This is a genomic window from Lutibacter citreus, from assembly GCF_003260195.1.
GTDB lineage: Bacteria > Bacteroidota > Bacteroidia > Flavobacteriales > Flavobacteriaceae > Lutibacter > Lutibacter citreus.
Genome location: NZ_QEIH01000002.1, coordinates 452517 through 479237 on the forward strand (window position 1 = coordinate 452517; position 26721 = coordinate 479237).

At 29.8% G+C, this 26721-nt stretch carries 22 protein-coding genes and 1 tRNA gene; 19 read left to right on the plus strand and 4 right to left on the minus strand.

Features of this window, described 5'->3' with window-relative positions; translation table 11 throughout:
* The first annotated feature begins 72 nt into the window (after positions 1-72).
* From ricT to DAD81_RS05020, 9 genes are all read left to right on the plus strand, one after another.
* Entirely contained in the window at positions 73-1611 is a 1539-nt protein-coding gene (ricT, locus tag DAD81_RS04980; RefSeq protein ID WP_111707133.1) for a PSP1 domain-containing protein, read from the plus strand.
* Positions 1586-2086 (plus strand): gliding motility lipoprotein GldH, encoded by a 501-nt coding sequence (locus tag DAD81_RS04985; protein WP_245949173.1) that lies wholly within the window; start codon positions 1586-1588, stop codon positions 2084-2086. The genes ricT and DAD81_RS04985 overlap by 26 nt, the downstream gene beginning before the upstream one ends.
* Positions 2086-4374 (plus strand): penicillin-binding protein 1A, encoded by a 2289-nt coding sequence (locus DAD81_RS04990; protein WP_179950025.1) that lies wholly within the window; start codon positions 2086-2088, stop codon positions 4372-4374. Before DAD81_RS04985 ends, DAD81_RS04990 begins: the two co-directional genes overlap by 1 nt.
* A gap of 8 nt (positions 4375-4382) precedes the next feature.
* Positions 4383-6203, plus strand: a complete 1821-nt coding sequence (locus tag DAD81_RS04995; RefSeq protein WP_111707136.1) for an AMP-binding protein — start codon at positions 4383-4385, stop codon at positions 6201-6203.
* 6 nt (positions 6204-6209) lie between these two features.
* Positions 6210-6989 (plus strand): sulfite exporter TauE/SafE family protein, encoded by a 780-nt coding sequence (locus DAD81_RS05000; RefSeq protein WP_111707137.1) that lies wholly within the window; start codon positions 6210-6212, stop codon positions 6987-6989.
* A 378-nt stretch (positions 6990-7367) separates the two neighbouring features.
* The gene (locus DAD81_RS05005) at positions 7368-8126 is read left to right on the plus strand and encodes an exodeoxyribonuclease III (RefSeq protein ID WP_111707138.1); all 759 of its coding nucleotides are present in this window, start codon (positions 7368-7370) and stop codon (positions 8124-8126) included.
* Between the two features lie 24 nt (positions 8127-8150).
* Positions 8151-9101, plus strand: a complete 951-nt coding sequence (locus DAD81_RS05010) for an OmpA family protein (RefSeq protein ID WP_111707139.1) — start codon at positions 8151-8153, stop codon at positions 9099-9101.
* Between the two features lie 6 nt (positions 9102-9107).
* On the plus strand, positions 9108-10649 hold the full coding sequence (locus tag DAD81_RS05015) for a lytic transglycosylase domain-containing protein (protein WP_111707140.1): 1542 nt from the start codon (positions 9108-9110) through the stop codon (positions 10647-10649).
* 1 nt (position 10650) lies between these two features.
* Entirely contained in the window at positions 10651-11634 is a 984-nt protein-coding gene (locus tag DAD81_RS05020; protein ID WP_111707141.1) for a DUF4837 family protein, read from the plus strand.
* Between the two features lie 194 nt (positions 11635-11828).
* On the opposite strand, the gene DAD81_RS05025 is transcribed toward DAD81_RS05020, so the two are convergent.
* Entirely contained in the window at positions 11829-13508 is a 1680-nt protein-coding gene (locus tag DAD81_RS05025) for a glutamine--tRNA ligase/YqeY domain fusion protein (protein ID WP_111707142.1), read from the minus strand.
* 327 nt (positions 13509-13835) lie between these two features.
* On the opposite strand from DAD81_RS05025, the gene folB reads away from it, so the two are divergent.
* From folB to DAD81_RS05050, 5 genes are all read left to right on the plus strand, one after another.
* The gene (folB, locus tag DAD81_RS05030) at positions 13836-14198 is read left to right on the plus strand and encodes a dihydroneopterin aldolase (protein WP_111707143.1); all 363 of its coding nucleotides are present in this window, start codon (positions 13836-13838) and stop codon (positions 14196-14198) included.
* An 86-nt stretch (positions 14199-14284) separates the two neighbouring features.
* A tRNA-Cys gene (locus DAD81_RS05035) sits at positions 14285-14355 on the plus strand.
* Positions 14356-14514: 159 nt separating this feature from the next.
* Positions 14515-15375 carry an MBL fold metallo-hydrolase gene (locus DAD81_RS05040; RefSeq protein WP_111707144.1) on the plus strand — a complete coding sequence of 287 codons (861 nt, stop codon included), beginning with the start codon at positions 14515-14517 and terminating at the stop codon, positions 15373-15375.
* A gap of 11 nt (positions 15376-15386) precedes the next feature.
* Positions 15387-17030 (plus strand): S8 family peptidase, encoded by a 1644-nt coding sequence (locus DAD81_RS05045; RefSeq protein ID WP_111707145.1) that lies wholly within the window; start codon positions 15387-15389, stop codon positions 17028-17030.
* Between the two features lie 98 nt (positions 17031-17128).
* On the plus strand, positions 17129-18961 hold the full coding sequence (locus DAD81_RS05050; protein ID WP_111707146.1) for a M1 family metallopeptidase: 1833 nt from the start codon (positions 17129-17131) through the stop codon (positions 18959-18961).
* Here DAD81_RS05050 and DAD81_RS05055 read toward each other — a convergent pair.
* The 3 genes from DAD81_RS05055 to DAD81_RS05065 form a co-directional block, all read right to left on the minus strand.
* The gene (locus DAD81_RS05055) at positions 18958-19167 is read right to left on the minus strand and encodes a YwbE family protein (protein WP_111707147.1); all 210 of its coding nucleotides are present in this window, start codon (positions 19165-19167) and stop codon (positions 18958-18960) included. The two genes, DAD81_RS05050 and DAD81_RS05055, sit on opposite strands and share 4 nt — an antisense overlap.
* Positions 19168-19236: 69 nt before the next feature.
* Positions 19237-19920: a LysE family translocator gene (locus DAD81_RS05060; RefSeq protein ID WP_111707148.1), complete on the minus strand. Its 684-nt coding sequence runs from the start codon at positions 19918-19920 to the stop codon at positions 19237-19239.
* Positions 19921-19943: 23 nt separating this feature from the next.
* A complete protein-coding gene (locus DAD81_RS05065) occupies positions 19944-20999 on the minus strand; it encodes a ferredoxin--NADP reductase (protein ID WP_111707149.1) in 1056 nt (351 codons plus the stop codon).
* 534 nt (positions 21000-21533) lie between these two features.
* Between DAD81_RS05065 and DAD81_RS05070 the strand changes: the two genes are divergently transcribed.
* The 5 genes from DAD81_RS05070 (at position 21534) to DAD81_RS05090 (ending at position 26695) form a co-directional block, all read left to right on the plus strand.
* Positions 21534-23012, plus strand: coding sequence for a DUF5687 family protein (locus tag DAD81_RS05070; RefSeq protein WP_111707150.1), 1479 nt, complete (start codon positions 21534-21536; stop codon positions 23010-23012).
* Positions 23013-23032: 20 nt separating this feature from the next.
* Positions 23033-23728: an ABC transporter ATP-binding protein gene (locus DAD81_RS05075; protein WP_111707151.1), complete on the plus strand. Its 696-nt coding sequence runs from the start codon at positions 23033-23035 to the stop codon at positions 23726-23728.
* Between the two features lie 93 nt (positions 23729-23821).
* The gene (porW, locus tag DAD81_RS05080; RefSeq protein ID WP_111707152.1) at positions 23822-26077 is read left to right on the plus strand and encodes a type IX secretion system periplasmic lipoprotein PorW/SprE; all 2256 of its coding nucleotides are present in this window, start codon (positions 23822-23824) and stop codon (positions 26075-26077) included.
* A gap of 20 nt (positions 26078-26097) precedes the next feature.
* A complete protein-coding gene (locus DAD81_RS05085; RefSeq protein WP_111707153.1) occupies positions 26098-26496 on the plus strand; it encodes a bactofilin family protein in 399 nt (132 codons plus the stop codon).
* Entirely contained in the window at positions 26465-26695 is a 231-nt protein-coding gene (locus tag DAD81_RS05090; protein ID WP_111707154.1) for an AtpZ/AtpI family protein, read from the plus strand. Before DAD81_RS05085 ends, DAD81_RS05090 begins: the two co-directional genes overlap by 32 nt.
* Positions 26696-26721 lie beyond the last annotated feature (26 nt).

Sequence of the window (26721 nt, forward strand, 5' to 3'; positions counted from 1 at the left end):
ATCTTTACAAATTAGTGAAGATTTTAAGATTGCGTTTTGCAATTTTATTAACTATATAAATAGATAAAATATATGAGCTGTAATAGTTGCTCTTCAGATATAAATAGTGTTCCAAAAGGTTGTAAAAGTAATGGTAGTTGTAATACAGGTAGTTGTGATAAACTAACTGTTTTTGATTGGCTTTCTAATATGGCGCTTCCTTCAGGCCAAAAACCTTGTGATATTTTTGAAGTTCGTTTTAAAAATGGACGAAAGCATTTTTTTAGAAATCAAGATAATTTGCAAATCTCAATTGGAGATATTATTGCAGTTGAAGGAAATCCAGGACATGATATTGGTACAGTTTCTTTATCAGGTGAACTTGTAAAAGTTCAAATGAAGAAAAAACGCGTACCATTAGATAGTGAAGATATTAAGAAAATATACCGTAAAGCAAGTCAAAAAGATATTGATATTTGGCAAGCGGCAAGAGCAAAAGAATACGATACACAATATAAAGGGCGTGAAATATTAGGGCGTTTAGGTTTAAAAATGAAACTTTCAGATGTTGAATATCAAGGAGACGGTAATAAAGCCACTTTCTATTATACAGCTGATGATCGTGTTGATTTTAGACAGTTAATTAGAGATTTAGCGAGTGCATTTAGTATTAGAATTGAAATGAAACAAGTAGGTTTACGTCAAGAAGCTGCAAGGCTTGGAGGGGTAGGATCTTGTGGTAGAGAATTGTGTTGTTCTACTTGGTTAACAGATTTGCGTAAGGTAAATACAACAGCTGCTCGTTATCAACAGTTATCTTTAAATCCGCAAAAACTTGCGGGTCAATGTGGTAAATTAAAATGTTGCTTAAATTATGAATTAGACACTTATTTAGATGCTATTAAAGGTTTTCCTAAACAAGATATTGTTTTAAAAACTGAAAAAGGAAATGCTACCTTTATTAAAATGGATATTTTTAAAGGGTTACTTTGGTATACCTATATAGAAAATAGAAGTAAATGGTATAAGCTAACTTTAGAACAAGTTCAAGAAATTATTGCCATAAATAAAAATCAAGAAAAAATAGCTTCTTTAGAAGAATGGGAAGCAGATTTAATTGAAGAAGCTAAGGTTGATTTTGAAAATGTTGTTGGTCAGGATAGTTTAACTCGTTTTGATGCTCCAAAACGAAGTAATAAACGTAGAAAAAAAGGTAAAAATCAACAAAGAGGAGGGAAAAATAAACCAAACCCAAATCAGAAAGCAAAAGTTGCAGGTCCTATAAAGGCAAATCCAAACCAAAAGCCAAATCCAAACCAAAGGCCAAAAGTAAACGGACCAAAAAAGGCAAATCCTAATCAGAAACCAAAAGGAGCAGGGCCAAATAAACCAAATCCTAATCAAAAACCAAAAGGAATTGGACCAAATAAACCAAATCCAAATCAGAAACCCAAAGGAACTGGACCTAGAAAACCAAATCCAAATCAGAAAAAAAAGGGAACTGAACCTAATAAATCAGTTAACAATGAAGCAAAGCCACCCGTAGCAAAAAAGCAAACAGGGAACAATGCAAATAGAAATAAAAAAAGAAGACCACCTAAAAAAAGTGCAAACAATACTAACAAAGAATAATTATTTAAGTGTATTTATATGCACAATACTGCTAGTAGCGTGCAATTCTAATTCAGAATATAGTTTTTATAAACCTATTGAAAATCATCAATGGGTTTCTGAAAACGGAATTGAATTTATTGTAAACAATCTTGATACTATTTCAAAGAAAAATGTGTTTATAAATATAAGAAACAATAAAGACTATGAATTTAGTTCGTTGTTTTTAATTGCAAAAATTGAATTTCCAACGGGATTCACTGTAATAGATACATTGGAATATGAAATGACGGACACACATGGAAATTGGTTAGGAACCGGTTTTACTGAATTAAAGGAGAACAAGCTATTTTATAAAGAAAATGTATTGTTTTCAGAAAAAGGTGAATATAAATTTGATATCCAACAAGCTACAAGAGGCATAAATGATATTGAAGGAAAAATCCCTTTAAAAGGAATTACAGATGTAGGTTTAAGTATTGAAAAAGTAAAATAATGACAAAAAAAGAAACTGAAAACACAGATTTTTCAAAATATATTAAATGGTTTTGGATAACTATTTTAGGAGGTACTTTTGCGGTAATATTGCTGTTTTTACTTGCTTCTTGGGGCTTTCTTGGAGCGTTACCAACTTTTGAAGAGTTAGAAAACCCAGAGAATAACCTTGCTACAGAGGTAATTTCTAATGACGGAAAAACTTTAGGGAAGTATTTTAAAGAAAACAGAACTCCTGTAAAATATAAAGATTTACCAAAAAACTTGGTTAAAGCATTAGTTGCTACTGAAGATGAACGTTTTTATGAACATTCAGGTATAGATTTTAAAGCTACCGCTCGTGCCGTTCTTAAAATGGGAAAAGGCGGTGGAGGAAGTACCATTACACAGCAATTGGCTAAATTATTGTTTCATGGTGAAGGTTCTAGAAATATTATTGAAAGGGTTCTGCAAAAAGTAAAAGAATACGTTATAGCAATTCAATTAGAGCGTCAATATACCAAACAAGAAATTTTAACAATGTATTTGAATAAATACGATTTCTTAAATTTAGCTGTTGGTATTCGTTCTGCTTCGCGTATTTATTTTGGTAAAGAACCAATTGAATTAAATGTTTCAGAATCGGCAATGTTAATTGGAATGCTAAAAAACGCCTCTTATTTTAATCCACTAAGAAGAGCAGAATTAGTTAAAGATAGAAGAAATGTTGTATTATCTCAAATGGAAAGAAATAATTTTATTTCTGAAAAATTAAAGGATTCATTACAACAACAAGATCTTCAATTAAATATAAATAGAGAAGGGCATAGTGATGGGTCTGCAACATATTTTAGAGAATATTTACGTGATTTTATGAAAAGTTGGATTAAAAACAATCCAAAGCCCGATGGTACTTTTTATAATTTGCATAGAGATGGTTTAAAAATTTATGTAACATTAGATTCTAGAATGCAAAAATATGCTGAAGAAGCAATGGCGGAGCACATGTCAAATTTACAGCGTGTATTTTTTAAAGAACAAAAAAAGAATAAGACAGCTCCTTTTTATGATATAGATGCTAGTCAGATTAAGATAACAATGGATCAGGCGATGAAACGTTCTAATCGTTGGAAACGAATGAAGAAACAGGGAGTTTCTGAAAAGATAATTAGAGCATCGTTTAAGGAAAAAACAGACATGAGGGTGTTTTCATGGAAAGGAGATATTGATACAATTATGACTCCTTTTGATTCCATTAAATATTATAAACATTTTCTTAGATCAGGGTTATTATCTATTGAGCCACAATCAGGCCATGTAAAAGCATGGGTTGGAGGAATTAACTACAATCATTTTCAATATGATGCTGTTAAACAACAAAAAAGACAAGTAGGTTCTACCTTTAAGCCATTTGTGTATGCAACAGCAATTAACCAATTAAATTTGTCTCCTTGTGATAAATTTCCAAATACTTTATATACCATTCCAAAAGAAAAATATGGAATGCCAGAAGATTGGACACCAGAAAATGCAAGTAAAAAATACGGAGGAGAACTTACTTTAAAACAGGCTTTAGCAGGTTCAGTAAATGTAATTACTGCTAATTTAATTGATCAAGTACACCCTAAAAATGTTGTAAATTTAGCAAGAAGAGCTGGGATTAAAAGTGAAATTCCTGCGGTGCCTGCAATTGCACTTGGATCAGTTGATTTATCATTGTTTGAAATGGTTGGAGCTTATTCAACTTTTGCAAATAAAGGTTTGCGTGTAGAACCTATGATGATTTTAAAAATTGAAGATAAAAATGGTACTGTTTTAGAACAATTTACACCAAATTCTAAAGAAGTTTTAAGTGAAGAATCTGCGTATGTAATTATTAATCTTTTGGAAGGTGTAACTCAATCAGGTTCAGGGATTCGTTTGCGCAGCAGATGGGGTAGTTACCCAGATAATGTAGCAACTGGTTATCCATATCAATTTACAAATCCTATTGCTGGAAAAACAGGTACAACTCAAAATCAGTCTGATGGGTGGTTTATGGGAATTGTACCAAATTTAGCAACCGGTGTTTGGGTTGGAGGAGAAGATAGAGCAACTCATTTTGCAGGAATAACTAAAGGACAAGGAGCAACAATGGCGTTACCTGTTTGGGCGCTGTATTATAAAAAACTATATGCTGATCCAAAATTACAAATTAGTCAAGATGAATTTGAAGTACCTGAAGATTTATCTATAGAATTAGATTGTGATAAAGCAAAAGAAGAAGAAGACGCTTTAAATAGTTTATTAGAGGAAGCACCAGAATTTTAAATTATAAAATGACAAAAGGACCAAATTGGACTCCATCAAAAGAAATAATTGAAGGAAGCAACATTTACAAAATGATGCAACAGTTTGGTTTTGAAAATTATAAGGATTTTTGGAAATGGTCAGCATCTAATAAAGAAGATTTTTGGAATGCAACGGTTAAAAATCTTGAAATAAATCTTGCTAAAGAATACACTTCAATTGTTGATGTTTCAAACGGTGCTGAAAATTCAGAATGGTTAAAAAACGGAGAGCTAAATATTGTTAATTCTTGTTTTCAAAATAATGATAATGATATTGCTGTAGTTTACCAAGAAGAAGGAAAAGAACTTCAAAAGATTACTCAAAAAGGCCTTCTATCTTTAGTAAATAGAATTGCTAATGGATTGTTAAACCTGGGTTTAAATACAGGTGATAAAATTGCAATAGACATGCCAATGACTTATGAGTCTGTTGCTATTTATTTGGCAGGTATTAAAGCGGGAATGCCTATAGTAACAATTGCTGATAGTTTTACACCCAATGAAATTGCTGTTCGTTTAAAAATTAGTAAACCCAAAGTAATTTTTACGCAAGATGTAATAAAAAGAGCAAATAAAGAATTACCACTATATTTAAAAATAAAAGAAGCGAATGGGCCTAAAACGGTTGTAATAAAAGCATCAAGAGCTCCTACTGAATTGAGAAATAATGATGTTTTTTGGTCAGATTTTCTTTCGAATGAAACTTCTTTTAAAACAGTTATTCAACAACCAGATGATATTATTACAATTTTATTTTCGTCTGGTACAACAGGAGAACCAAAAGCAATTCCGTGGACACATACCACACCAATTAAAAGTGCAAGTGATGGGTATTATCATCATAATATTCAGAAGGATGATGTTGTTTGCTGGCCAACAAATTTAGGTTGGATGATGGGACCTTGGTTGGTATTTGCGTCATTAATAAATAAAGCGGCAATTGGTTTGTACTATGGTGCCCCAACAGATGCAAATTTTGGGATATTTGTGGAAAATGCAAAAGTTACAATGCTTGGTGTAATTCCTAGTTTTGTGAAATATTGGCAATTTTCAAAATGTATGGAACCGTTCAACTGGAATTCAATTAAATGTTATAGTTCTACAGGAGAAGTTTCAAACCCTTCAGAGATGCAATATTTAATGGAATTGGCAAACAACAAACCAGTAATTGAATACTGTGGAGGTACTGAAATAGGTGGAGGTTATGTGGCTAGTACAGTTGTTCAACCAAATTATGCAAGTGTGTTTTCAACGCAAACATTAGGAGGCGAATTTGTATTGTTAGATGAAAATAATAAGCTAACTAAAAAAGGTGAATTATTTTTAATTCCACCAATAATGGGCTTGTCTAAAACCTTATTAAATAGTAATCATTTTAAAGTTTATTTTGAAGGAACTCCAAAGTATAAAGGAAAACTTTTACGTAGGCATGGAGATCAGTTAGAAGAGCTTAAGAATGGATATTTTAAAATGCATGGTAGAGTTGATGATGCAATAAATTTAGGAGGTATAAAAGTAAGTTCTATTCAAATTGAAACGGTATTAAATAAGCTAGATTTTATAATAGAATCAGCTGCAATTGGAGTATCACCTAAAGATGGTGGTCCAAGTAGATTAGTTGTATTTTATGTTGAGAAAAATAAAGAATATTCAGATAAAGAAAGAATAGAATTTGCAAAGAATTATATTAAAAATGAATTGAATCCATTATTTAAAATAACAGATTTAATTAAAATTGATATACTACCAAGAACAGCTTCGAACAAGGTAATGCGAAGAAAATTAAGAGATAAATATTTGAAAAAGTAACAAATTATGAGTATTTGGGCTTTATCTTTTATTATTATGTTAATTGCATTTGTTATGACAATGACAGGAAGAGGTGGAGGAAATTTTTATGTGCTTACTCTTGTAATCTCAGGTGTAAGTATGAATATTTCAGCTTCAACAGGGCAATTTATATTAATGTGCTCTTCGTTTATGGCTGCTGTGCTATTTAGTACACAGAAAATGAATCATTGGAAATTAATTCTATTATTAGGAGGGCTGATTTTTATATCAGCTTTGGCAGGTGGTTTTTTAGGACAGTATTTTGACGAAAAAATATTAAAAGTAGTATTTGCAGTTGTTATGTTTATAGCAGCTCTTTTTATGCTACGTAAACCCAAAAAAAAGTTGAAAAGTGACCGTAAATGGGTTATTTTATTAGAGTCTAACAAAGAGAGTTATCAGGTGAATCTTATAATAACTATACCTATAGTATTGCTCACTGGATTTATTTCTGGTATGGTAGGCGTTTCAGGCGGTTCCTTTCTAGTGCCTTTAATGATTTTAACTATGAGTGTTCCTATGCAAGTTGCTGTTGGAACATCAACAACATTGGTGTTTATTTCAGCTGCCGCTGGTTTTTTTGGTCATCTTGGAGCAGGTTTCTTCGATTTTAGTTTGGCAATTCCGTTAGCTGTTGGAGGTATGATTGGAGGTTTTTCAGGTGCTAAAATTGCATTAAAATCGAAACCTAAAAATTTAAAATATTTGTTTGCTGGCACCCAAATAGTAGCTTCTATAATTATGATTATTAATGTTTTGAAATAATAAGGGAAAATCTAAAGCGTTTGAGGTTAAGAGAAGTAATTGTTAATATAAAAGTCTTAGTTATTTTTTTATTTTTAATCGTTAAATCTTTCAATTAACTTTACAAACTTTAAACCAGATGTTGCGGATTTAAAGTTGTAATCCGTAAATTGAAAAAATCAGTAGACTTAAGACAATACTGAAATCAATGTTTTAAATAGAATAAAATGTTTGTTGTTCCTGCGCGTTTAATGAGCGGAGTTGAAGTGTAGGCAGTAATTTATTTTTATACTATATCGGTTCCTGTTTTCAAAGGAATGACAAGGTTTATAAAAACGAAATATAGCGGATTGGTAATCCGTGAATTGAAAAATTTAAAATTAATAGGAATTATAAATAATGAAGATAATATCATATAATGTAAACGGAATACGTGCAGCTCTTAAAAAAGGCTTTATTGAATGGTTAGAAGCTGCAAATCCTGATGTGGTTTGTATTCAAGAAACAAAGGCACATAAAGAACAGTTAGATTTGGAATTGTTTGAGCAAGCAGGTTACCCTTACCATTATTGGTTTTCAGCAGAAAAAAAAGGATATAGTAGTGTTGCTATTTTATCTAAAATTGAACCTAAAAATGTAGAGTATGGCACAGGAATTGAGTCAATGGATTTTGAAGGTAGAAATTTAAGAGTTGATTTTGATGATGTTTCAATTATGAGCTTGTATTTACCATCAGGTACTAATGATGCTCGTTTAGATTTTAAGTTGAATTATATGACTGAATTTCAAGAGTATGTTAATGAATTAAAAAATAAAATTCCAAATTTAATTATTTGTGGAGACTATAATATTTGTCATGAAGAAATTGATATTCATAACCCAAAAATGAAAGGTGTTTCAGGGTTTTTACCTGTTGAAAGAGATTGGATAGGTAGTTTTATAGACAGTGGTTTTATTGATTCATTTAGACATTTAAACAAAGAGCCTAACCATTATAGCTGGTGGAGTTATAGAGCAAATGCTCGCAATAACAATAAAGGTTGGAGAATAGATTATAATATGGTAAGTGAGCCAATGAAAGATAGAATTGAAAGAGCATACATATTACCTGAAGCTAAACATTCAGATCATTGTCCAATAGTAGTAGAAATTAAATAAACTAAAATTATAAAAACGTAAAGTATGTTAAAAAAAGTAGCAGTTTTAGTATTAATAACATTAACGTTGAGTTCTTGTGTTTCAAAAAAAGTATATCAAGAATTAGAATCAAAATTTAATAAGTTAAGAACATCAAATTCTGAATTAATTAAAGAAAATGATGAATTATTAAAGGTTAAAAAAGGACTTCAGAATGATCTTGCAAGTTTAAAAGAAGATCTAAAAAAATTACAAGCAAAAAAGCAAATTTTAGAGAATGAATATGCATCACTTCAAAATAAACATAAAAATTTAGAAGAATCATACGGTGTTTTATCAACTCAAAGCTCCAAAGAATTAGCTGAACAATCTAAAAAAAATCAAGATCTGTTAGTTAAACTTGAAGAAAAAGAAAGAAAATTATTAGAAGAAAGCCTACGACTTGAAGAAATGGAAAGACAGTTAAGTTTAAGATCTGAAGAGGTTGATGAACTACAAAGTTTAATAAAAGCGAAGGAAGCTCAAATGCAAAAATTAAAAAATGCAATTTCTAGTGCGTTGCATAATTTTGAAGGAAATGGGTTAACTGTTGTTCATAAAAACGGAAAAATTTATGTTTCAATGGAAAATAAACTTTTATTTAATTCAGGTAGTTGGGCTGTTGGAACAGAAGGTAAAAAAGCTGTTGAACAATTGGCAAGTGTACTATCTGAAAATAAAGATATAAACGTGTTAATTGAAGGTCATACAGATAACGTACCTTATAAAGGAACTACGTTAATTGATAACTGGGATTTATCAGTAAAAAGAGCGACGGCAATTGTTAGAATTTTAAAAGATAAAGGTGTAGATCCTACTCAAATTACTGCTGCAGGTAGAAGCGAATATTTACCAGTAGATTCAAATAAGACTAGAGAAGGAAAAGCAAAAAATAGAAGGATTGAAATAATTTTGGCCCCAAATTTAGACGAAATATCTAAATTGTTAAAAGAATAATATTGAATGAATAAATATTTAATAGTACCATTTTTGCTGTTTTTTAAAATTGGTTTTGCTCAGATAGAATCAGATTCGATCGGTTTTGAGAAAATTGAGGATGTGATAGAATTGTTTTCTAGCACAGACTCCTTATTGCTTCAAAAATCAGATTCGACAGGATTTAAAGATCATGTAGAAGCAACTTTAATTGATAGTTTGTGGTTAAATGAGTTGATAAAATCGCCTTTATATGATACAATTCAGTACGTTTTAAGAGATGATGAAATTGTTATTACAGAATTGGAAGAATTACCAACCGATTTACTGAAAGAAAGGTTACTAGTTTTAGATAGTAAAACACCTTTTCATATTGAATACAATCCACAACTTGAAAGTATAATAAAAACTTATTTAAGAAGAAGAAAATCCTCCTTTTCTAACTTATTAGAAAAAGCGAGGTTTTATTTTCCTTTGTTTGAAGAGCATTTGGATGAATATGATATTCCATTAGAAGTAAAATATTTGGCAATTGTTGAATCGGCATTAAAACCTAGAGCTCGCTCAAGAGTTGGGGCAACGGGTTTATGGCAGTTTATGTACCAAACCGGGAAAATGTTCGATTTACAAGTAAGTTCTTATGTAGATGAGCGTTCAGACCCTTATAAAGCTACAGAAGCAGCTTGTAAGTATTTGGCAAGTTTGTATAAAATATTTGGTGATTGGGATTTAGCATTGGCAGCTTACAATTCTGGACCAGGAAATGTAAGTAAGGCAATTAGACGATCTGGAGGCAGTAAAAATTATTGGAATATAAGACATAATTTACCACGAGAAACAGCTGGTTATGTTCCTGCGTTTTATGCTACGTTATACATTTTTGAATATGCTAAAGAACACAAAATTATAGCAAAAGAAAATTCATTGGCTTATTTTGAAACAGATACGGTTCAAATTAAAAAACAATTAACTTTTGAGCAGATTTATGAAACGTTAAATGTTGATATTGAGGTTCTTCAATTTTTAAACCCGCAATACAAATTAGATATTGTTCCATATATTAAAGGAAGAAATTACACACTTACATTGCCAGTAAAAGATATTGGTAAATTTTTAAGTAATGAAAAAGAAATTTATGCATTTGCAGAGGCTGAAGAAGCAAAAAGAGAAAAACCATTACCTAATTATATTGAAGAAAAGTCAAGAACAATATACAGAGTTAGAAGTGGTGATTTCTTAGGGAAAATTGCAAATAAATTTGGTGTATCCGTTAGTAGTCTTAAGCGATGGAATAATATGAGAAGTACACGTTTAAAAATTGGCCAGCGTTTAACCATCTACCCAAAAAATATGGGTAATGTAACTTCGTCAAAACCTCAAAATAGTCCTGTAAAAAAACTTTTGCCTAAAGGAAAATATGATACATATATTGTAAAATCTGGAGATTCCCTTTGGTTAATTGCACAAAAATACCCTAATGTTTCTGTTCAAAATATTAAAGATTGGAACAATATTTGGAGCGTTAAAAGTCTTAAGCCAGGAACAAAATTGAAAATATTTAAAATTTAATATGAAAAAATTAAGTGTAATTCTAGTAACAATTGTTTTCTTCATTTCTTGTGGAGATAATTCAAACAATAAAAAAGTTTATAAAGAAGCAAACGGTAGAATTAATAACTTGTTGGTAGTTATGAAAAATAGCGAGTGGCAAGGTGAATTGGGTGATGTTTTACGTAAAATTATTGCAGAACCAGTTGTTGGTTTACCGCAACCTGAATCTCAATTTGAGGTTACTCAAGTACCGCCAGATAGTTTTGGAAGTATGTTTAGAGCTACCAGAAGTGTTTTAAGTGTTGGTATTGGAGAAAAAACTTCTTTTAATGTTCAAACAAATGTTTATGCAGCTCCTCAAAAAATAATTACCATAATTGGAAAAACAAAAGAAGATTTAATAAAGGAAATTGAGAAAAATAGTAAAAAAATTGTTTCAATATTTAAAGAAGCAGATATTAAATCTGTTCAAAATAAAACATTAAAACAATATTTAGATCCAACTAAAATTGAAACGTTTAAGAAACAAGGCTATTCATTTAAAATTCCGAAAACGTACAGAAAAGTAGAAGATAACGGAGATTTTATTTGGTACCGCTATCATTTAAATGGAGATAATAGTATGGAGTTAATTTCATACACGGTTCCAATTACATCAGAAGATGATGAAAATGGAAATAATATTGTTGCAATTAGAGATGCAATGGGGAAAAAATATATTCCTGGTCAGCTAGAAGGTTCTTATTTAATGACAGAGGAAGCTTACTCTCCACATGTTTTTGAAGTTCAATTAGATGGTAAAAAAGCATTTGAAACTCGAGGAAAATGGGAAGTAAAGAATGTATTTATGGCTGGTCCGTTTTTAAGCTATACCGTTGTTGATAAACCTAATAATAGATTGGTTATTGTTGAAGGGTTAACATATGCTCCTTCCATTAATAAACGTGATTATATGTTTGAATTGGAAGCTATTTTAAAAACATTGGTAATTACTAAAAAATAAAAAAGGCTACTAAAAAGAAAACTTGTATCATCTTTAATAGTTCATTCCACAAGTACCGAGGTGTATATTTTTGAAAACGGAAGATTAACCTTTTTAAAATAATAAGGTTTTCTTCAGTTAATAAATGTAAACCTTAAAAAAAACCCGTTTCTAAATTTTAGAAACGGGTTTTTATATAATATATGAGTTTAATTTTATTTCTCCATCTTAGCCCAACTATCACGTAAAGGCACGGTTCTATTAAAAATTAAATTATTTTCAGCTGAATCTTTATCAACACAAAAATAACCTAATCGTTGAAACTGAAATCGATCTAAAATTTTAGCGTCTTTTAAACTAGGTTCAACAAAAGCTTCAATAGTATTTAAAGAGTTTGGGTTTATAAATTCTTTAAAATCCTTGTCTTTATGTCCGTCAGGAGCCTCATCAGTAAATAACCTATCGTAAACATTTACTTTAGCACTTACAGCGTGTTTTATAGAAACCCAATGTAAAGTTCCTTTAACCTTACGTTTACTAGCTTCAGATCCACTTCCGCTTCGGCTATCAGCATCATAAGTACAATGTATTTCTGTTACTTTTCCATTTTCGTCTTTAATACAGCTTTCAGCTTTAATTATATAGGCATTTTTTAAACGAACTTCTTTTCCAAGTTTCAATCTAAAAAACTTTTTATTTGCTTCTTCTCTAAAGTCTTCTTTTTCAATATAAATTTCACGACTAAAAGGAACGGCTCTGCTTCCAAAACCTTCAGCATAATCGTTATAATTAGCATCTAAAAACTCTTCTTCACCTTCAGGGTAATTTGTAATAATCACTTTTACAGGATCTAAAACAGCCATAACACGAGGTGCAGTTTTGTTTAAATCATCTTTAATACAATGCTCTAATAAAGCAACATCGGTAACATTATCACGTTTAGATATTCCGGCAGTTTCACTAAAATTACGAATAGAAGCAGGTGTATAACCTCTTCTACGTAAACCTGAAATTGTAGGCATACGAGGATCGTCCCAGCCATTAACAACACCTTCTTCAACCAATTGTAGTAATTTACGTTTACTCATTACAGTATAACTTAAATTTCTACGAGCAAACTCACGTTGTTTAGGGCGTAATAAGTTAGTGTCGTAAACCTGATCTACATACCAATCATATAAATCTCTATGGCTTTTAAACTCTAAAGTACAAATAGAATGTGAAACTTGTTCTAAATAATCACTCTCACCATGAGTCCAATCGTACATCGGGTAAATACACCAATCGTTACCAGTTCTATGGTGGTGTTTCTTTAAAATTCTATACATAATTGGATCACGCATATGCATATTTACATGCTTCATATCAATTTTAGCACGCAATACATGTGAGCCTTCATCAAAATCCCCATTTTTCATTTTCAAGAAAAGGTCTAAATTTTCCTCAATGCTTCTATCTCTGTTTGGGCTATTAACACCAGGTTCAGTTGGTGTACCTTTTTGGATAGCCATTTTTTCGGAAGATTGATTATCAACATAAGCTTTACCTTCTTCTATTAATTGAATTGTCCAATCATATAGTTGCTGAAAATAATTTGAAGAATACAATACTTTATCCCACTGAAAACCTAACCATTGCACATCTTGCTGGATAGAATCTACATATTCTTGTTCTTCTTTTGCTGGGTTTGTATCATCAAAACGCAAATTAACAGGAGCGTTATATTTTAAACCTAATCCAAAATTTAAACAAATTGAAGCCGCATGACCAATATGTAAATATCCATTTGGTTCTGGCGGAAATCTAAATCTAAGTTTTTCTTTTGGTAATCCGTTAGCCAAATCTTCTTCAATAATTTGTTCTAGAAAATTTAACGATTTTTTTTCTTCACTCATAATTTCAAAAACTAATAAGTTGCAAAAATATTGAATTTTTTGGCAATACAGCTACAAAACAAACTAACAAGCAATAAATAAAGTAAATTTAGCATATTAATTTGGGCGTTACCTTTCAGGTCGGGCTTTCTCTACTCGCTTTTTTTATTAAAAAAACTAAAAAAGAGCTCAAACATGCCGTTCAATCCCTAACGTATTATTTAAAAGGTTAAAAACCAAACTCATAATTTACAATTTAGAACTCTTGCTTTATAAACCATAATACATATTTGATTATTTGTATTTCATAAATGTTTATTCGTAATTTGTAAATCATAATTCATAAAAATGGGAGTTATAAAAATTAAAAATATTCGAGTGTATGCGTACCACGGATGTTTAGTTGAAGAAGGTAAAATTGGATCGGATTATAGAGTTGATTTAACTATAAAGGCAAATTTATCTAAATCGGCAATTTCAGATAATTTAGCTGACACGGTAGATTATGTGCATTTAAATAGAATAGTGAAAGAAGAAATGGCTATTCGTTCAAAATTACTTGAAGAAGTAGCCAATAGAATATTGTTGAGAGTTTTAAATGAAATTCCATTAGTAAAAAAGGTAGATGTTGCAGTTTCTAAACTAAACCCACCAATTGGAGGTAATGTTGCAATGGTTACCATTGAAATGAGTAAAAAAAGACCTATTTAAAGATTTAAATTACCTTTCTTAAACATTAATTATAAATAAATATTGTCAACTCATTAAAAATAATTAAATTTGCAATCCTAAATAATGGCGTCGTGGCCGAGTGGCTAGGCTGGGCTCTGCAAAAGCTCCTACAGCGGTTCGAATCCGCTCGACGCCTCTTCAAAAACCTAAGCAATATTGCTTAGGTTTTTTAGATTTATTTAACATATTGTTAAGTGTAAATTAATGTATATTTGTGAAATAGTAGAAATTTTAACTTAATTTTCAATTAAAAGGATGGTTTTGTTAGGTTTTTTAACTTTAATTTAAAGTAAATATGAAAATTTACCCTATTGAAACCGGGAATTTTAAGTTGGATGGTGGTGCAATGTTTGGAGTAGTTCCCAAAGTAATTTGGCAAAAGACTAACCCAGCAGATAATAAAAATCTTATAGATATGAGTATGCGTAGCATGCTTATTGAAGATGGTGAAAGACTTATATTAATTGATACCGGAACAGGTAACAAACAATCAGATAAATTTTTTGGATATTATTACTTCTTTGGTGATTTCTCTTTAGATACATCATTAGCAAAGTATGGATTTCATAGAGATGATATTACAGATGTTTTTTTAACACATTTACATTTTGATCATTGTGGTGGGGCAATTCAATGGAATAAAAACCGCACAGGTTACGAGCCAGCATTTAAAAATGCTAAGTTTTGGAGTAATAAAAATCATTGGCAATGGGCTGCAGAACCAAATGTTAGAGAAAAAGCATCATTCTTAAAGGAAAATATTAACCCAATTGAATTAAGTGGTCAATTAAATTTTGTAAACCTTCCAAAAGGAGATTTTATTAAAAACTCAGAGTTAGGATTTGATATCTTATTGGCTAATGGGCATACAGAGAAACAAATGATTCCTCATATTCAATATAAAGGAAAAACAATTGTTTTTATGGCAGATTTATTACCAACTGTTGGGCATATACCTTTGCCGTATGTTATGGGTTATGACACAAGACCGTTGTTAACAATGGACGAAAAAGCTAAATTTCTAAATAAAGCAGTAGAAAAGGAATACCTTTTATTTTTAGAGCATGATGCATTTAATGAATTATGCACCCTAAAAAATACAGAAAAAGGAGTTCGTTTAAACGAAACATATAAATTTAACGAAGTATTTAATTAAATAGATAAAAAATGAAAATATTAAAACCTATTTGCGTTGTAGCAGTTTCTATAGCTACTTTAACAAGTTGTAGTTCTATTAAGAATATGACTGTTCCAACAATGGATACTGCCGTATCTATTGCAGCCAAAAAAGGGGCTGTAAGTGATGAAGATTTTAAGCATTGGGCGCATGCAGATTTAGCAACGGATACTATTCCGGGAATGAGTTTAGACAAAGCCTATAAATTTTTAGAAGGAAAAACAGGTGAAACAGTTATTGTGGCTGTTATTGATTCTGGGATAGACATAGAACATGAAGATTTAAAAGATGATATTTGGACAAATCCAAAAGAGATTGCAGGAAATAATATAGATGATGATAAGAATGGATATGTAGATGATATTAATGGATGGAACTTTTTAGGAGGCAATAATGTTGATGCTCCTGAGCAATTAGAAATTACTAGAATAGTAGCTAAATTAAATAAACGTTTTGAAGGGAAAACTGCTGATAATATTTCTGCAGAGGAAAAAGGTGATTTTGAAAAATATCAAGATTATTTAAAAGCATATGAAAAAGCTTCTAGTAGACATTTTCAAACATTAGAGCGTTTAGTGCAAATAGAAGGAGTATTAAATTCTGTAAAGGATTTTATTGGTAAAAAAGGTGAGCTTACTTTAGAAGATTTAAAAGCTGTTAAAACAGACGATGAAAAAATTAAAGCTGAAGTAGGAGGTTTAATGCCAATGTTTAATAATGGTTTTGACGAAAAAGGATTTAATGAATACTATGCTTCTCAAAAGAAAAATAAAAACTACGATTTAGATTATGATGGTAGAGCAATTGTAGGTGACCAACCAGATAATATTTTAGACTTAGGATATGGAAATCCAAATGTAATTGGATCCAAAGATGATGAAATACATGGTACTCACGTTTCTGGTATTATTTTAGCAACTAGAAATAATGGAGTAGGTATGAATGGAGTTGCTACAAATGCTAAATTAATGTCTGTTAGAGCGGTGCCAGATGGTGATGAAAGAGATAAAGATGTTGCTTTAGCTATTAGATACGCAGTAGATAATGGAGCTAAGGTTGTTAATATGAGTTTTGGTAAAAGTTTTTCTCCTAACCGTAATTGGGTAATTGATGCTATTAAATATGCTGAAAAACATGATGTTTTATTAGTGCATGCAGCAGGAAATTCAAACGAAGATATTGATGTTGAAAGTAACTGGCCAAATGATTCTTATGATAAAATTACTGAAGTAGCTGACAATGTTTTAACTATTGGAGCTATGAGTATTAATTATAATGAAAACTTAACAGCAACGTTTTCAAATTATGGGAAAAAGAATGTTGATGTTTTTGCTCCTGGAGTAAAAATTTATTCAACTTTTCCTAAAGATGAATACCAAGCAATTAGTGGTACTTCAATGGCTTCTCCAGAAGCAGCCGGTGTAGCAACGTTGGTAAGAAGTTATTATCCTCAATTATCTGCTAGTCAAGTAAAACATATTTTAATGAATTCAGGAACTGAAGTTGATATGGATGTTTTATTACCTGGAGGAGAAGGTAAAAAAGTGAAATTCTCTAGTTTATCTGTTTCAGGAAAAATAGTTAATGCATACAATGCGTTAGTTTTAGCTGATAAAATGGTGAACAAAAAATAATATTTTATAATATTCTGTTAAAAAACACATCCAAATAGGATGTGTTTTTTTGTTTTAACCACTTATTATTATATTGCAACCTTACATTTTTTATACCTATGAAAAGAATCCTATTTTTATTTGTTTTAAGTTCAACAACAATTTTATTTGCGCAAAATAATACATCTTATTGGCAGCAACATGTAGATTATACAATGGATGTAGACGTAGATGTTGAGAATTTTCAATTTAAAGGAACTCAAAAACTTATTTATACAAACAACTCACCTGATTCTTTAAATCAAGTTTTTTACCATTTATATTTTAATGCATTTCAACCAAATAGTGAAATGGATGCTAGGTTAAATTCAATTGCCGATCCTGATTTTAGAATGGTAACAAATACCAGTACAGATAACAATCCTAAATATGAAAGTAGAATTGCCTTATTAAAACCAAATGAAATTGGGTATTTAAAAGTGCTTTCTCTAAAACAAAATGGAAAAGATGTAAAATTTAAAGTTGAAGGAACAGTTTTAGTGGTTAAATTAAATTTAAAAATAAAGCCAGGAGAAAAAGTAACTTTTAATATGGTTTTTGAGGGGCAAGTACCAGAGCATATTAGAAGAGCTGGTAGAAATAATAAAGATGGTGTGGCGCTTTCAATGGCGCAATGGTACCCGAAAATGGCTGAATATGACTTTGAAGGATGGCACGCAGATCCATATATTTCAAGAGAGTTTCACGGTGTTTGGGGTAACTTTGATGTTACAATTCATATTGATAAAAATTACACAATTGGTGGAACAGGTTATTTAAAAAACCCACAAGAAATTGGTCATGGTTATGAAGGAATAAATAAACCACTAAAAATTAAAAATAAAGAAAAATTAGCGTGGCACTTTTACGCTCCTAAAGTTCATGATTTTGCGTGGGCAGCAGATGCTAATTTTAAGCATGATATTCGTATTGCTAAAAATGGTACCGAATTGCATTTTCTATATAAGGATGAACCAGAGTATAAAAAATCATGGAAAGCAGTACAGCCTTATACTGAGAAAGCTTTAAATTATTATAATGAAAATATAGGGAAATACCCTTATAAACAATATACGGTTATACAAGGTGGTGATGGAGGTATGGAATATGCTATGTGTACTTTTATAGCTGATGGGAAGTCATCAAGAAGTATTGCAGGAATGATGTTTCATGAATTTGCACATTCTTGGTTTCAACACGTTTTGGCTACCAATGAAAGTGAGCACCCCTGGATGGATGAAGGCTTTACGGAGTATATATCTAACCTAGCGGCAAATAAAATTTTAAGAAATAATGATGATAAACCTTCTAATAATGAATATGGGGATTATTTTTATGCTGTTAGAAATGATTTAAACGAACCTTTAACAACTCATGGGGATAGGTATAATACTAATAGAGCTTATTACACAGGTAGTTACAATAAGGGTAGTATGTTTTTAACACAACTAAATTATATTATTGGAGAAGAAAATTTAAAAAGAACTCTTAAAATGTATTTTCAAGACTTTAAGTTTAAACATCCAACACCAAATGATTTTATTAGAGTTGCCGAGAAAGTTTCAGGAATACAATTAGGTTGGTATTTAAATGAGTGGATAGAAACAACTCACACTATAGATTATGCAATTGCTAAAGTTAAAGATAAGAAAGTAACACTTGCTAGAGTAGGTGAAATTCCAATGCCTATAGATGTTTTAGTAACATTTACTGATGGAACCTCAGAGAATTTTTACATTCCTTTACGAATGATGTATGGAGAAAAAACTTCAACCGCAACAATTTTAGAAGATTGGACGTGGGCAGCACCAATGTATTCATTTCAGGTAGAAAAAGAAATTAAATCGGTTGAAATTGATCCATCTTTAATTATGGCAGATATTGATAGGGCTAACAATTTGTTTAAAAATTAGTTGATAACCCATTTTACTCTTCCAACTTCACCGGTATCAATTTGCACTTTTATTCCGTGAGGATGTTTAGGTGATTTGGTTAAAATACGTTTTACAAAACCTTCAGTTAACTCTCCAGAACGCTGGTGATGTTTTTGAACAATTTCAACTTCTGAACCTATATTAATATTATTTCTGAAAGTTCCGCTTAATTTTTCTTGAGTCATTATAGTTATGAAATTTATTATAAAGAAGCCAGAATAAGTGGCTCTATTTATTTTTTAGAATCTTAGAGGTTATTTTGAGCGTTCAACCTTATCAATTACTTTATCAATATTAAGTTTTTCTTTAGGTATAAATCCTTTTAAAATTAACACCAACCCAAAAATCATAAGTAACACACCCATCACTCTTTTTACTTTATAAGTAACTTTAGGTGTTAAGTATTTTTTTAATTGTTTGGCGAGAGTTATTTTTCCAATATCAGTAATTAAATAGCTTAATATTATAACTGAAAAGTAATTGAAAATTTTACTAGGATTCATTTGTAAATTGGATCCAACAACAACAATCATCCCTAACCAAAAACCTAAAACACCAATATTGATAAAGTTCAGTAAAAACCCTTTTATAAAAAGTTTAATGTAGTTTGTTTTTTCAGGCAATACTAAAGCTTCATCTTGAACAGCTCTTTTCTGACTTTTATCTAGGTAGGTAATTATACCGTAAATTAGTAATATAAGGCCGCCAACATAAAATAACCGAGGATCATCTTTTATTTTTTCTAATAAACTCTTACTTCCAAAATAGGCAATTAAAATAAAAACAATATCCCCTAGTATTACTCCTAAATCAAAGGCAATAGCTGCCCTTGCTCCTTTTAATACACTTGTTTGAATTAGCATAAAAAAAACAGGGCCAATCATAAACGCTAAGAAAAAGCCAATAAGAATTGCCTCTTTAATTTCATCAAAAGTCATAGGCAGTTTAAAATTCTATATTTCTAAACATCATCATAGTCAACGGTTAATTTTTGGGTTGTAGGGTGCGCCTGACAAGTTAAAATTAATCCATCCTTAATTTCCTCATCTGTTAAAATAGTGTTTTTATCCATTATAGCGTTACCTTCGGTCACTTTTGCTAAACAGCTACTACAAATTCCACCTTGGCAAGAATAAGGAGCGTCTAATCCTTGATCTAGAGCAGCTGTTAAAATGAATTTCTTTTTAGACATTTCAAAAGTTGTTTCTTCATCATCTAATAAAACAGTAATTTCTGTATTTCCATCTAAATTTTTTGAAGTAATTGCACCTGATGTATAAGTGGAGGTAAAAAGCTCAAAATGTATTTTACTAAGGGAAATACCATTTTCTTGTAAAGTCTCAGTAGTGTTATTGATCATAGCTTCTGGACCACATAAATAAAAACTATCAAAATTAAAGTTTTTGAATTTTTCTTTAAGAATAAAATTGACGTTAGATGTGTCGATTCTTCCTAAAATGGCTTTATCTAAAATCTTTTGACTAAATATATACTGAACAAAAAATCTATCTGGATAACGTTCTTTTAATAAATCAATTTCAGATTTAAACATAGTATCTTCTTCAGATTTGTTTCCATATACCAAAACAAACGTACTGTGAATTTCTTTGAATAAAACGGATTTAATCATAGACATTACAGGAGTAATTCCACTTCCAGCTGTAAAAGCTAAATATTTTTTTTGATTAGAAGTTGCAGTTTGTATAATAAACTTACCCTCTGGAGGAGCAATATCTAATAAATCTCCAACTTTTAATTTTTTAGATGCAAAGTTTGAAAACAACCCATTTTTAACTTCCTTAATTGCAACTCGTAACTCCTTACTTTCTGGCGAGGAACAGATAGAATAAGATCTTCTTATTTCCTTTCCTTCTAAGGTTGTTTTTATGGTTATATATTGCCCTGGTATAAATTTATAAGTATCAATTAATTCCTTAGGAATATCAAATAAAATAGAAATAGAATTTCTAGTTTCTTTTTTTATTTCTTTAATTTTGAGTGTATGAAATTTTGACATTTGTTAGTTTTTGATATTACAAAAGTAGTTAATCTAAATTCAAATTTTTGTTAAAAATAAAACATAAGATTCTTATACATAATAAAGTTGTGTATATACTTAAAATGCAAATCTATTATTATGGAAAATCAAAAATTACCTAAGGCGTATTGTATACCGCCCTATATAAATTAGAAGATGAAGGTTTATTAAATGTTGAGGTTGCTTAAGTTGTTAATTGCTTGTGAAAGTATTATAAATTAGCTAAAAAAGGGACAAAAGAAACTGTTGGCAGGTTGGCAGAAATGGAAGAGTTTTAAGAACCATTTAAATTATTGTGAATCCTAAATTTAGTTTAGAGCTATTAGTTTATATTTTGAAACAGAAAAATATATTTCTTTTAATGATGCTTTCTAAATTTCACTAAGTAAAGGGGAAGAATATTTAGAACAGCAATATGAAATATATAACTTAATTTTAAAAACTTAATTTTTAAACTGTAACAAAAATCAATAGTTTTACACTTATATACCAATCAATCACAAACCAAACATTATGATTAAACATTTTGCAAGCTTTGAATGGAAACAATTTTTTCGTTCATCATATTGGCAAAAAAGCATTGCATTAAATATTTTGCTTGGCTTTTTTGCATTGTATTTAATGGTTTCCTTTTTAATAATGGGAATTGCCATTTATCCAGTTTTAGAAGATAAATTTCCAGATAAAGATCCTTTAACAATTGTAAATGGAATTTTATTTTTTTGGTTTTTATCAGACTTAATGATGCGTTTTTTCTTGCAGAAATTACCTGTAATGAATATTAAACCATTTTTAATTCTTCCATTAAAACGAAGAAAAATTGTAAACTATGTGTTGCAGAAATCTGCTTTATCATTTTTTAATTTCCTGCCGTTGTTTGCTGTAATTCCCTTTGGAATTATGCTTATTATAAATAATCATGGGATAACTACAGGCTTTGTTTGGATTGCAACAATGCTAATTTTTACATTGGTAATTAATTATTTAAATTTTATTATTGAAAGTAAGTCTGCTGAAACTGAATTGAGTTTTTTACCAATAATTTTAATTGCTTCAGTATTATTTGCATTAAACCATTTTGAAATAGTTTCATTTGCATCTTTAATAGGATCAACAATGAATGCTATTGTTGAAAATCCATTATTTATTATAGCTCCAATTGTTCTTTTAGTTGCTATTTACCTTGTGAATTATCAAATTCTTCGAAAAAAATTATATGTAGATGAATCTGTGAAATCTAAAACAGAAGAAGCATCTACAACAACTATGGAATGGACAAGAAAGTTTGGTTCTATTGCTCCATTTCTACAGCTAGATTTAAAACTTATTACCAGAAATAAGCGTCCGCGATCTTCCATTTTTATTTTAGCAATTGGTTTGTTGTACGGTCTATTTTTTTATCCACAAGAAATGTATGCAGATAAGGAATGGTTGTACGTTTTTGTTGGAACCTTTGTAACAGGAATATTTATGATCAATTTTGGTCAATTTATTCCAGCTTGGGATAGTGGTTATTATAAATTACTAATGAGTCAGAATATTAAATACAAAGAGTATTTAAATTCTAAATATTCATTAATGATTATGGTGAGTATTTTAATGTTTGTTTTAAGTATACCGTATGTATATTTTGGATGGAAAATATTAGTAGTTCACTTTGCTACATTAATTTATAATTTAGGAATAAACGTATATATATTGCTATATGCAGGATCATTTAATCGAAAAAAAATAGACTTAACACAGCGTGCCGCATTTAATTATCAAGGAACTGGAGCTGTACAATGGATAGTAGGTTTTCCTTTGCTGTTTGTGCCTGTTCTTATTTTCTTATTGCCTTATTTTACGTTAGGTTTTGAGGCGGCAGTAGCAACTCTAATTATTTTAGGTATCATTGGCGTGGTTTTTCATCAAAAAATAATGACTTTTATTACCAAAAAATATTTACAATCTAAATATAATATGATTAGCGCATTTGACCAATCTAACTAACTGATTAAATTTAAAATACCATGATACAAGTATCTAATCTTTCAAAAAAATATAATAAAAATACTGTTTTATCAATCACAGAATTAGAAATTCCAAAAGGACAAGCATTTGGTTTGGTGGGGAATAATGGAGCTGGAAAAACCACATTTTTTAATTTACTATTGGATCTTATTAATCCAACCACAGGTAGCATAATAAATAATGGAATTCAAGTTAATAAAAGTGAAGAATGGAAACCGTTTACAGCTGCATTTATTGATGAAAGCTTTTTAATAGGGTATTTAACTCCTGAAGAATATTTCTATTTTATTGGAGAACTAAGAGGTATGAATAAGGCCGATATAGATTCATTTTTAAAACAATTTGAAGAAATTTTTAATGATGAAATTATAGGGAAGAAAAAATATCTTCGAGATTTATCTAAAGGAAATCAAAAAAAAGCAGGTATAGTGGCGGCTTTAATAGGGGATCCAGAAGTTGTAATTTTAGATGAGCCTTTTGCTAATTTAGATCCAACAACACAAATTCGCTTAAAAAAACTTCTAAGAGATTTAACTAAAAACAGTAGAGCAACGGTATTAATATCAAGCCATGATTTAGGTCACGTTACTGAAGTTTGTGAGAGAATTGTAGTTTTAGATAAAGGTGAAGTAGTGAAAGATATTAAAACTTCAGAAGAGACATTAAAGGAGTTGGAAGCCTATTTTTCTGTGTAAAGTAATTAAATACACTTTATTTTGTATTTTTACACACCTTTTACAATATATAAGATATATAATAAGTTTAAGGGAATGTAAAATTAAATACAATTGAATACTATATATAAAACATTTTTTAGCTTTTTATTAATAATAATTGTTGCTGGTTGTTCAACAAAAAAAGACGCGTTTTTAAATAGAAATTTTCATTCTATTAATACTAAATATAATATTTTATATAATGGTCATGAGGCTCTTAGAATTGGTCTAGAACAACTTAACGAAAATTATGAAGATAATTTTTGGGAACGCTTACCTGTTGAACCATTAAAGGTAGATGAGTTTAATACTTCAGGGATATCAGCTGATAAAGATACTTCTCCTAAAGAGTTTGAAAGAGCTGAAGAGAAAGCTGTAAAAGCTGTTCAAAAACACTCCATGCTTATTGCCCGTCAAGAACGTAATAAACAAATTGATGATGCCTATTTATTGCTTGGGAAAGCCAGGTATTATTCTAAAAGGTTTGTGCCTGCATTGGAAGCATTTAACTATGTTATTAAGAACTATCCGAGAGCTAGTTTAATTAATGAGACTATAATTTGGAGGGCTAAAACACAAATTAGGTTAAGAAATGAAGAAAATGCAATTGAGAGCTTAAAAGATCTTTTAAAAGATGAATATTTAAAACAAAAGATTTTTGAAGATGCCCAAACAGCTTTAGCAATGGCTTATATGAGTTTGGATAGTACAGATTTGGCCTTGCATCATTTAAACAAATCGGTTTTAATAACTAATAAAAATATAGTAATTGTAAAAGCAATGATTACTAAGAATAAACAAAATGTTATTAAGCCGCAATTATCTACAAAAAATGCAGAGCAAACTGCTCGTAATTTGTATATAATAGGACAACTTTATAAAGCAAAAAATAATATAGATTCATCAAATGTAGCCTTTGATAATATTATAAAATTTAATAGAGCTCCAAGAAAATATAGTGTTAGAGCTAAAATTGAAACAGCTAAAAATTACATTTTAAAAGGCGCTCCTATTTTTGGAAAAGAGATTCTTGAAAAAATGGTGAAAAACAGGTCTAATATGGCCTTTTTAGATGAAATTTATTATCAGTTGGGAATAATTGAAGCTAAAAATAACTCTGAGAAAGCTATAGAATACTTCAAAGAATCTTTATTGGCTAATGAAGGTAATAAATTACAGAAAGAATTGTCTTTTGAAGCTGCAGGAAATTATTATTTTGAGAAAGCACAATTTGCACCTGCGGGAGCTTATTATGATAGTATTTTAGAAATTACAGAAAGTCAAAACTCAAAAAGGATAAGACGTTTATCAAGAAAACGAGCAAATTTAAATGATGTAATTTTATTTGAAAATGTTGCAAAAACCAATGATAGTATATTGCATATTGTTGGAATGACTAAAGAAGAACAATCGGCCTTTTTTACATCTCATATTGAAAAGTTAAAAGCAGAAGATGAAAATAAAAAAGAACCTGTAAAAAATTCAGGAAGTGGATTTTTAAATAATTTAGGTTCTAAAAAGAACGGAAGTAATTCTGGTAAATGGTATTTTTACAATACGCAAACAATAGGTTTTGGAGAGCAAGAATTTAATCGAATTTGGGGAAACAGACCACTAGAGGAAAACTGGAGACTTAGTGATAAAGCACAGTTAAATTTTAAAGTAAATGAAACTGTAGAAGCAAAAAAAATAAATACGTTAGATGAATCTAAAAAATATGAGCTATCATACTATTTAGATAATATTCCTACAAATGAATCAAAAATTGATAGTTTAAGGTTAGAAAGGAACAACGCCTATTACAAATTAGGAGTAATTTATAAAGAGCAATTTTCTGAATTGGATTTGGCTTCAAAAAAGTTGGAAAGCTTATTGTTATTTAATCCTGATAAAAAATTAGAAGCACCTGCAAAGTATCATTTATTTAAAATTTATTCAACTCAAAAAAATTCAAGAGCTGAAGTTTTAAAAGAGGATATCATTTCTAATTTTTCTTCAACTCCTTATGCTAAAATAATTTTAAACCCTAATTCAATATTGGAGAATGAAAATGGAAATGCTCCAGAAAGTGAATATGCAAAGGTGTTTTATGATTATAAGGATGGTAAATTTGAAAAAGTTTTAAAAGAGGCTAACATAGCTATTACTAAATTTGAAGGGCAAGATATTGTTCCTAAATTTGAATTGCTAAAGGCTTATTCAATTGGTAAAAAAGAAGGATTAGAGTCGTTTAAAATTGCATTGGATTACGTTGTTGCAAATTATCCAAATACTGAAGAAGGCAAAAAAGCGCTTGAAATGATTGAGATAATTAAATCAAAAATTTAAATAACCCTAAATAAGAACTTATGTTTTCAGAAAAAAAAGATAAACAATCACAAGTTTTAGAACGTAATATAATTGGAAAAAACACTTCAATTGTTGGAGATGTAATTTCTGAAGGTGATTTTAGGATAGATGGTAAAGTTGAAGGAACAATAAAAACTTTAGGTAGAGTAGTTATTGGTAAATCAGGAAGTATAAAAGGAAAGGTAGAATGCAATTATGCAGATATAGAAGGAGAGTTTTCTGGAGAATTAATTGTTAGTAGTTTACTTACTTTAAAAGCAACAGCAAATATTTCTGGAGATGTAGTAATTGGAAAATTATCTGTTGAGCCCGGAGCAGAGTTTAATGCAACCTGTGCTATGAAAGGAACTGTTAAGGAACTTCAAAATGGAAAAAAAATCAAAGAAAAAACAGCTTAATAAGTATCTGCAATTAACAAGCGTTGTTTTTCAAATGGGTATTACTATTTATTTAGGGGCTTATTTTGGAAAATGGTTGGACGGCTATTTTAAAACTGGAAATAAAACTTTCTTAATTATTACTATTTTATTTGCCCTAATCATATCATTATATAATGTAATTAGGCAGTTAAAAAACATTAACGATAAATATGATTAAAACAATACTTTTATTTTGTGTAAAAT